Source organism: Mycobacterium sp. TH-M11 (assembly GCF_057473725.1).
Window position 1 is genome coordinate 1 of the sequence record NZ_JBYCLD010000031.1, and the last position, 9,261, is coordinate 9,261.

Here is a 9,261-nt window from a genome sequence, read left to right on the forward strand (position 1 = left end):
TGCCCCAACCGGTCGGTTGCCGCGGCAATGCGCTGCAGGAATCCGCTGTACGCCTCGGCCGCGGAGCGCGCGTAGTCACGAGCCAGCCGTGTTTGCCAGGGCTCCTCGTAGCGCGCCCCGAGACTGTGTAGTTGCTGCGAGAAGTCCCCGGCCTGCTGCTGCACCGCTCGGAGCAGGCCGCGGGCGTGCTCGCTGCGCACCGGGTGTCGCACCCCGCCCGGTCCGGTGTTTTGCTTTAACTGCCAACATAATTCGTCGACCCGGCGGATGACGGCGAGCGTGTCTTCGATCGGTCCGGTGTCGTCGCGAATCTCGCGCGGCGGGACGGGAATTGTCACCGGGGGCGGTAAGAAGTCGTCGTTGTTCTCCCACGGGGCCTGCGGGGTGCCCGGATGCCCGGCGCCGATGCGCTGCACCTCGCCCTTCGCCCAGTCGACCGCCTCCTGGGCCGCTTGGTGTGCGCGCGCGACTTCTTCGTCAGCGACTGCACGAACGCGGGCGATCTCCTCTGCGGCCTCGTGTCGCGCCGCAGCGATCTCTTCCCCGGCGGCCGCGATTTCGGCGGCGGCCTTCTGGTGGGCCTCGGCCACGGCCGCCTCGGCCTCTTGCTGCGCTTGGGCGACCGCTGCGTCGGAAACCTTTCGCGCGTCCGCGATTTCGCCGGCGGCCTTACCCTTGGCCTCGGCCACGGCGGCCGCCGCGTCAGCGCGTACCCGCTCGAGCGAACTGCGCGCCTCCTGCGCGTCGCGTTCGGCCGCTTCGCGTTCGGTTGTGCGTTCAGTGGTTCGTTGGGCTGCTCGAGCCTCGGCAGCGCGGACCTGTTCAGCCGCAGCGGCCAGCTGAGCCGCGGTATCGGCGCTGATCTTTTCGATCTGCTCATGTAGCCGCTGGATGGCAGCCTCGGCGTCTTTCCGTTCTGCGGCGCGCTCGGCGGCCCGCTGCTCCGCCCGCGCATCCGCGGCCGCCGCCTGCTCTCGCGCCGCGGCGATTTCGGCCTGCGCGTCTGCCCGAAGTTGTGCGAGTTCACTGCGAAGAGCTTCGATAGTTCGTTGATCCGCAGCATGATCGGCCGCCCGCCGCTGGTCTTTGCGGGCCGATTCGGCCTCCACCTCGCGAGCCCGTTCGCGAGCCAACGCTGCTTCCTGAACCGCGCGCGCCGCTTCCGCATCCGCCATCTCGGCCTTCGCCGCCGCGTCGGTCCGGTCTTGCTGAGCGGTCAGAGCGAGGTGTTCGGCGTTCGCGCGCAACTGGTCGGCTTGGACCAAACGCATGACGGCCGAGAGGCGTCTTTGCCCCGGGCCGTGGGTGTTGCGGTGATCGATGAGCTGCTCTTCGCTCATCGCGGCGACCGCGGCCACGTCGGCGGACGGAGCCAGACCGACGTCTTCGGCGGCCGCGGCGGCGGTTTGTGCGGCGCGTCTTGTCAGGGCCGCCCACTCGGCGGGTGTGAGGTCTTCTATGCGTTGGTAGGTCGTGGTAGTCATCGGCGGCGGCGCCTACCGGTCAGCTCGCCCGCGCTCGTTGCCGCGGTATCGGCCGCGGTCTCCGATTCCGGACTCAGGTCGGGGGGCTGGGCCGCCGACCCGGGCTCTGCCTCGACGCGAGGTGCTCGCTTGCGGGCCGCCGGCTTCGCGGCCGCGCGCGCCCCGGCCGGTCCGGTCCTGAGATGGGAAAGTTGCCCGCCTTGCTGCGCCAGCACCAACGAGAATTGGTTCAGGTAAACAGCGATCGCCTTGGCCAAGGTCTCATCGCCCAGCCTCGTCGCATCACGATGCAGGCCGGCCAGTAACTCCAGCGCCACTTCCGGCCCCAGGCCAAGAGTTGCGCTCTCACCGGCGGCCGGCTCAATGCCCGCGGTCTCGACTACCCACTTGAATCGCTCACCGCATATCGCGAGGTCGGCGGCCCGCTCCCGCTCGTCCCGCTCTGCCTCGTAGTGCCGTTCGCGCTGGTCGAGCTCTTCGCGGTGACGTCTCGACGCACGCCAGCCGTGAACGACTAAGGTCAGCGTCAGCAGCACAACGGCGAGCAGCGCTAGCGCTGCGCCAAATCCGGCTGACGTGATGAATTCGCGGGCCGGGGGCAGCTCGAGCGCCTGGGGAATCGTCGCAGGACCCTCGGCCTGATCAATCGCTGCTGAGACCATCCGGTGTTCACTCCGCTCGTTCGAGTGCTGCTTCGAGACCAAACTATTGTCGGCCCGTCTGCCATTGTCTCTGATTTTGAATACGCCTAGCGCGCCAATTGCGCGGCGGAACCAACCGTGCACTCGCGCCGCCGATACAGCACCGGATTCGCTCGGCCCCGCTTTCGCAGCGGGTCGGTGCCGCGAGCGCCGGCTCGACCTGCTTTTCCGGGCTTCCTCTCGCAGTCACCTCGAGTTGTTCTGGCATAGCTGGTCGGCAATCCGGACGTCGTCGAGCGTGCGGCGGCGGCTGCTACCGTTGATATGTGATTAAAGTGGCAAGGAATTGCCGTCATCGTTGACGCAGGTCCGTTCCGCGATCGACGGCCCGGTGCGCCGCAGCGCTCTCGCCGCCACGCAGTTTCGTGGGTTGGCTTAAGGAGTCGGCGATGAGCGACGCCGCGCAGAGTTCGCGGGTGGGAACACAGTTCGGCCGCTTTTATCTCAAGCGCCTGCTGGGCCGCGGCGGTATGGGCGAGGTGTATGAAGCCGAGGACACCGTCAAAGAGCGGTCGGTTGCCCTGAAACTGCTGTCGCCGGTGCTGTGCCAAGATCCGGTGTTCCGTGAGCGCCTTCAACGGGAGGCCCGTACGGCCGGCCGCCTTCAAGAGCCGCATGTGGTGCCGGTCCACGATTACGGCGAGATCGACGGGCTGCTCTATTTGGAGATGCGGCTGATCGACGGCAAAGACCTGTCCACATTGTTGAAGGAGTCCGGTGCACTGGCCCCGCCGCGGGCGGTCGCCATCGTGCGCCAAGCCGCTTCAGCGCTCGACGCCGCACATGCCGCCGGCGTGGTGCACCGCGATATCAAGCCCGAAAACATCCTTATCACCAGCGACGATTTCGCTTACCTCGTCGATTTCGGCATCGCGAGCGCTACCGCCGACGAGAAGTTGACGTCGGCCGGGAGCGCGGTCGGCACCTGGAAGTACGCAGCGCCGGAGCGTTTCATCGAGGCCGAGGTGACCCATAGCGTCGACGTCTACGCGCTGGCCTGCGTACTGCACGAGTGCTTGACCGGTTCGCCGCCGTATCGAGCCGATAGCGCCGGGATGCTGATAACGGCGCACCTCATGGACGACATCCCGCATCCCAGCCAGCTACGACCGGGTGTTCCGATCGCGTTCGATCGCGTGATCCAGCGCGGCATGGCCAAAGACCCGAAAGAGCGCTATGCCAGTGCCGGTGAACTGGCGCATGCCGCCAACGAGGCGCTGAGCTCACAAGACCAGGATCGGGCGGAGGAAATCGTCGAGCGCAGCGAAGAAGCGAGCCTGCCGGAGACGGAGCACGAACCGTTGCAGACGCGAGCGCCCGCTACTACGACGCACCCGCCGTCGTATCCGGGATCCTGGCCGATGACATCCCACGACCCGCATGGGCGGGTAGACCGACCCATGGCGTCGCCGTCGTTTCCCCCGGTCGGGGCCTGGCCCGCGCAGTTGCCTCCGCCCCCGCCCATTTCTCCGTTTAGGCGACCGCCGCGCCGCCGATCCCGCGGCCCATCGGTCGCCGCCGCGGTCGCTGCGGCAGTCGTCGTCGGCGGGCTGCTCATCTGGTTGATTCCCTCTGGAACCAGTCCGGGACACGACGCGGCGAAACCAGCGCAGGACCCCGACCGGACTACCGGGGCGTCGGCGCCGCCGCCGATTTCCACGCCACCGCTGGCCGAGTCACAGGCACGGCTGTTCGCCCTGCTGCCCGCCGGCTACCCGCCGGGCGCGTGCAGTCCGGTCGCTACGCCACCTACCGCGTTCGCCCGGGTGTCGTGTGCCCAGAACGTCGACCCCGACGGCCCGCCGTCTGCGACTTACACGCTGTATCCGAGCTTCGCCACGTTGCGCTCCGCCTTCAATAAAATCGCGCAGACGTCAACCGTCGTTGAATGCCCCGGCCGGATCCAATCGCCGGGAGCGTGGCATCGTTTGGCTTCGCCGGACCAGATCAGCGGAATCCTGATGTGCGGGCTTCAACACAACCTCCCGGTAGTGGCGTGGACCAATGACGCAGCGCTGATGCTGGGCAGTGTGCGCGCCGAGCCGACCGGCCCGAACTTCGACCAACTCTATGGCTGGTGGGCGTCGCACTCGTGACGTCTCAGGAGCGGTCGTTGTGGAGCGGGCGCCCCAAAATGGTGCAATCAGCGCCGTGGTGGGCGTGATAGACAAAGAAACGTCAATTCCGCACCCTCGAAACGCTCGGCCCGCAATGATAATTGTGCAGCGAGTTGATTGAAGACGCCGAATTGAACTCGGCAGATCGCGACGTCGACTTTGGCGACCCTAGGAAGGAAACATGTTGAAAAATTCAGGCGCGGCTATGGCCTCAGCCGCAACTTTTGCCGCGGCGGCCGCATTGTGCATCGGTAGTGCGGCAACCGCGTTCGCCGACGTGGCGGCTCCCGGGAGCAACACCCAAAGCCTGGGTTCCCCGGCAAACATCGGCGGCCAGGCGTGGACCGTGACCAATCTCAAGCAGAGCTCGGACGCGATTCCCTACCAGCCGCACGGCACTCTCTGGGAAGCCACCGCAACCGATGAAGCAGTTCAAGGTGGGGCGACCCCGGTCGTCTCCGACCTCAACGCCATCAGTCCGAGCGGTCAGACGTACCGCGTTCTCTACCAGGTCGCCACGCCGCAGGGCATCAATCCTGCCGGCCTTGCCCAGGGGCAAAAGACCACCGGGAAGGTCTATTTCGATGTGACTGGCGACAGCCCGAATGCGGTTGTGTACCGCGACGCCAATGGTCAGGACCTGGCAACGTGGGTACAGTCGACCGCACCAGCGGGCGGGCACGGCGCGACGACCGGAACCGGCGGGCAGGCGACGTCGACGCCCGGAAACAAGCCTGCGGCATCCGCCGGCAACGCGACCGCACCGGCCGGCGCCCAGGGCACCCCGATTCCGGTCGGTAGCCAGGGCACGCCCGCGTCGGGCGGGACTCCGGCCGCCGCTCCCGTCGCCAGTCCAGGAGCACCGGTCCCTGCCGGTACGCCCGCTCCTGCCAACAGCCCAGGGGCACCGGCTCCAGGGGGAGCGCCTGCGCCTGCCGGCAACCCGGATGCGAGCGCGCCAGGTGCGCCCGCTCCCGTCGCGGAACCGGGTGCCCCCGCGCAGGTTCCGGGCAACACTCCGCCGCCGACTGGCAGCGAAGGGACGCCGGCTTCAGCCGGTAGTCCGGCAGCGCCACCTCCCGCCCCGGCCAACCCGGCGCCTCCCGCGCCGGGCGGTTCGCCGTCGCCCGGAGGCGACACGGTCGCTCCCACTGGAGCGCCGGGGCAAAATTGACGGGACAAAATTAGGGGGTGGCAACGCCCTGAGCACTACGACCAAAAGAGGCCGGCGTGACTATCACGCCGGCCTCTTTTGGGTTGTCTAGCGGTTTTTCGCCCTCAGGCGGAGGCCAACTCGGGTTTGCGCGTCCGGACGGCGTATCCGTTGCGTTCGGCCAGCGAACGCAGTTGGCGAAGCGCGAAAGTGCGCCCACGACCCGAGTCGGGGATCACGACCCCCGCCCATAAACCCTCGACCCCGGGCAGCTCACAGGCTTCTCGAGCGCACAGCCAGCGGCGGGGGCAGGCGCGGCAAAGCGTTTTCGCCGCCTCATCGGCGGTGGTCGTCCATCTCTCAGGATCCCGGGTGCAAGCACCAAGTGGCAGTTCGCAGACAGTGGCGGTTGCGGCCATGCTCACGTTCCTTCGGTCGGTCCGGCGGTGTCCGGCTTCAGCGATACGGAACGATAACGCAGAAACCGTAGCATCGCAACAGAACCAAATGTGGCACCACGGTCGGCTGCACTGGGGTACCCGCGAAAATAGAGTTCAAGCACCCCGCTTTCGCACGAAACAGTAGCGCTGCTGTGGTACAAACCCGTTGCGTCCCTGGGATTGACGGTCCGACAGGGGAGCTATTTCCGTAGCGCAGGCCGTAGCGGTGCGCTTCGGCAAGGGTTAAGATCTCGGTGGCGATCTGACCAATCGCAACCACTTACGCACGACGACGATCCCCTCACGGGCAACGAGCCTGGCTCGGCGCGACATCCAGCAATAGAGGAGGCCACCGAGCACCGTGCAGATCGACGATCACCGACACGAGCACCGAGATGTGAATCTGGGGAATCTTGACGTCACCGGGACCTGGCAGCTCGATGAGGACCTTGATCCAGGGGTGGTCCGTGCGGGTGCGGCGGCAGCGGCGCGTCGCCGTGAACTCGATATCAGCCAGCGAAGCCTTGCCGCGGACGGCGTCATCAATGCCGGCGCGCTGATCGCGTTCGAAAAGGGCCGCAGTTGGCCGCGCGACAAGACCCGCGCCAAGCTCGAAGAGATCTTGCGGTGGCCGCAAGGCACCATCGCCCGCATCCGGGCGGGCGGTGCCAGCCCGAGCGAAGACGCCACCGAAATCTTATCCGCGGAGGAGCAGATGCCGCTGATAGCACAGGCCGTCATCGCGGCTGCGGACAGCTGCGCCAGGGCGCTGACCGCGCTTCCCTCGGCCGAAGACCCGGGATTCAATCGCGCTGCGGCACCGATTCTGGCGGACTTGCGTCGTGTCGAAGCCGTTGCCGTCCGGGCCACTCAGATCGGAAAAGTCAGCCTGACGCTGATCAAAGCGCTGAGCGCGGTGCGCCGCCACTACGACGAGCTGATGATGCTGTGCGCGAAAGCGCCCCAGGCCACCCTCGGTCAACGGTTGTACGCCGTGCGACGCCAAGCGAACCTATCGGTATCCGAAACCGCGCAGGCGGCAGGCGTCGGGGAGGAGGCCATCGCCCGCGCGGAAGCAGAAGACGTCTTGCCCGACGCCACCGCGAACGCGATCGAGTCGTTGATTCGGCAGATCAGCTGGCGTTGAGGAGCGAAAAATTAGTGCGCTGCGCGCACCCAGCCGGCTGATACGCTCGCTCTGCGAAGCGGCGGGATGGCGGCGTCGGATTGGCACCGCAGAGTAGCGGTCCGACCGTGGGCGAGCATCGAGCGATCTCTGCAAACCGCCGTCCGCGTCCGGTCGCCGCGCAGTATTTTAGGACTTAACAAGCCCATAGAGGATCTGCCCGAGCGGCCCCGGCAAGCGTGCGAGCAGCGACCTCGACGAAACGATGCACCTGAGGTAGACGATGTCGAGTCCATACCGTGCCGCCGATGTCGACGACGTCGTCGCCGTCGAGGTGACCATCGACGGCATGCTGGTGATCGCCGACCGGCTCGGTTTGGCGGATTTTCCCACAGCTCTTGCGATCCGACCGAATATCCCTCAGTTGGAGTTGCGGGATTTGGTCTGGGATCAGGTCCGGCGCGATCTCGCCGAACAGGGCGTACTCGACATCTATGGGACGCCACACCCGACCGTCGCAGCGATGATCGATACTCTCAGCAGGGCCGACCGAACGCTGGAGGGCCGGTGGTGGCGCCGCGACGTCGACGGCGGCACCATGGTCCGCTTTGTAGTGTGCCGCAAAGGCGAACGCCATGTGGTCGCGGCGCGTGACGGCGAGATGCTGGTCGCTCAGCTGGTTGCCCCACAGGTGGGCCTGGCCGGCATGGTCACCACTGTGCTCGGATCCGCCCCCGCCGCCGACGTCGAACCGCTCACCGGGGTCGCAACCAGGCTGGCCGAATGCAAAACCGCGACGCAGATAGCGCAGTACGGTGTCGCGCCCGCATCGGCGCGCATCTACGCGGAAATCATCGCCAATCCATCGAGTTGGGTGGAGATCACCGCCAGCGAGCGGCATCCGGGTGGCACGATCACCACCACCGAGTTGGCGGCCGGTGTCGCGGATTCGCCCCAAGGCAGGTTGGTGTCGATTCCCCGCCGGGTGAACGGCGAACTCTACGGAAGCTTCTTGCCAGGAACGCCGGAGAATCTTCAACGTGCCCTGGTAGGCCTGGTGGAGTTCCTGCCGTCGGGTGCCTGGTTTGACCAAGCCGACACCGAATACCGCTGATAGAAACAGGAAGAACGCTATGGCAGAGGGCTATTCGCCATTTGCACCCGAGGACGGCGATGACGACCACGGCGACCTCGGTGCCTTGGACTTCTTCACCGCCGCGGACGGTGAAGAAAGTTCCGGCCTCGAAGCCTTCGACGACTATCTCCCGCCGGCCGAGCCGGCGGTAATCGGCTCCGCCGATTTGTGGGGGGACGTCGGCGCTGTCCACCCCGAACAGCCGGCCGCCATTTTCACGGTGACCAATCCACCTGGCACCGTGTCGGTTTCGGCGTACCTGGACGGTCGCGTAGAGCGGATCCGCCTGCGCGGGAAATCCGACGCAGCTGAGGCGCAGCTCGCGGACGAGATCCTGCTGATCGCGGACTTGGCCCGGCAAAAGGCCCGGTCTGCCCAGCACGCCGCCATGCTCGAGGAGATGTTGGCGTTGGGACACGACACTGCGTCCACCCGAGACTTCCTGGCCCGCGAACTGCACCTCCCGTCTCCGGAAGAGGCGACCGCCGCCGAAGCGCGATGCTTCGCCGTCCGGTATGCAGGTGAGCATGACTGAACAGTTGGGCAACATGTTCGGGACAGCGGTGAACATGCTGTCGATGTCTCCAGGCCGGTCGATGGAGCTGTTCTCCGAGATCACCACCTACGACGAAACTGCCTGCGACGCCTGGATCGGTCGGATCAGGTGTGGCGATACCGACCGGGTGACGCTGTTCCGCGCCTGGTATTCGCGGCGTAATTTCGGGCAACTGGCAGGTCTGGCCGATATGTCGATGGTCAGTCTGGACGCCAGGATCCCCATCGGCGGGCTCTACGGTGACATCACCTATCCCGTCAACTCCCCGCTGGCCATCACGCTCGGCTTTGCCGTAAATGAAGCCACGGAAGGCAATTTCGCTGACGCCATGGATGCTTTGGAGGAGGCTCCAGCCCGCGGGGCCGAGCACTTGGTGTCCTGGGTCAGGGCGGTGATCTACGGCGCATCCGAACGCTGGACCGATGTGATCGACGAAGTACGGCACGCGCCCGAATGGACCGATAGGTTCTTGGCCTCGGCGGCAGGCGTTGCGCACGGGGTCGCTGCCGCAAACCTGGGCCTGTTCACCGAAGCCGAGCGACGGCTCAC

8 protein-coding genes and 1 pseudogene are annotated in these 9,261 nt (G+C 66.6%); 6 read left to right on the forward strand and 3 right to left on the reverse strand.

Going from position 1 to position 9,261, the window contains the following annotated elements:
* Together AC2VOG_RS01380 and AC2VOG_RS01385 are read right to left on the reverse strand one after the other, a co-directional pair.
* Positions 1-1,484, reverse strand: a 1,484-nt coding sequence (locus tag AC2VOG_RS01380; protein ID WP_486938124.1) for a hypothetical protein, incomplete at its 3' end; no start/stop codon positions are given.
* On the reverse strand, positions 1,481-2,146 hold the full coding sequence (locus AC2VOG_RS01385) for a hypothetical protein (protein WP_486938125.1): 666 nt from the start codon (positions 2,144-2,146) through the stop codon (positions 1,481-1,483). The genes AC2VOG_RS01385 and AC2VOG_RS01380, both read right to left, overlap by 4 nt.
* 428 nt (positions 2,147-2,574) lie before the next feature.
* Between AC2VOG_RS01385 and AC2VOG_RS01390 the strand changes: the two genes are divergently transcribed.
* Positions 2,575-4,281 carry a serine/threonine-protein kinase gene (locus AC2VOG_RS01390; protein WP_486938126.1) on the forward strand — a complete coding sequence of 569 codons (1,707 nt, stop codon included), beginning with the start codon at positions 2,575-2,577 and terminating at the stop codon, positions 4,279-4,281.
* Between the two features lie 226 nt (positions 4,282-4,507).
* Entirely contained in the window at positions 4,508-5,476 is a 969-nt protein-coding gene (locus tag AC2VOG_RS01395) for an MPT63 family protein (RefSeq protein WP_486938127.1), read from the forward strand.
* A gap of 104 nt (positions 5,477-5,580) precedes the next feature.
* Here the strand turns inward: AC2VOG_RS01395 and AC2VOG_RS01400 are convergent, their stop codons facing one another.
* Positions 5,581-5,874, reverse strand: a complete 294-nt coding sequence (locus AC2VOG_RS01400) for a WhiB family transcriptional regulator (RefSeq protein ID WP_486938128.1) — start codon at positions 5,872-5,874, stop codon at positions 5,581-5,583.
* A gap of 418 nt (positions 5,875-6,292) precedes the next feature.
* Here AC2VOG_RS01400 and AC2VOG_RS01405 point away from each other — a divergent pair, with 418 nt between their 5' ends.
* From AC2VOG_RS01405 to AC2VOG_RS01420, 4 genes and pseudogenes are all read left to right on the forward strand, one after another.
* The gene (locus AC2VOG_RS01405; protein ID WP_486938130.1) at positions 6,293-7,042 is read left to right on the forward strand and encodes a transcriptional regulator; all 750 of its coding nucleotides are present in this window, start codon (positions 6,293-6,295) and stop codon (positions 7,040-7,042) included.
* 262 nt (positions 7,043-7,304) lie between these two features.
* Positions 7,305-8,135, forward strand: a complete 831-nt coding sequence (locus AC2VOG_RS01410) for an ESX secretion-associated protein EspG (RefSeq protein WP_486938131.1) — start codon at positions 7,305-7,307, stop codon at positions 8,133-8,135.
* A gap of 19 nt (positions 8,136-8,154) precedes the next feature.
* A complete protein-coding gene (locus AC2VOG_RS01415; RefSeq protein ID WP_486938132.1) occupies positions 8,155-8,691 on the forward strand; it encodes a YbaB/EbfC family DNA-binding protein in 537 nt (178 codons plus the stop codon).
* Positions 8,684-9,261 (forward strand): annotated as a pseudogene (locus AC2VOG_RS01420) (type VII secretion AAA-ATPase EccA); the annotation flags it as partial. The gene AC2VOG_RS01415 and the pseudogene AC2VOG_RS01420, both read left to right, overlap by 8 nt.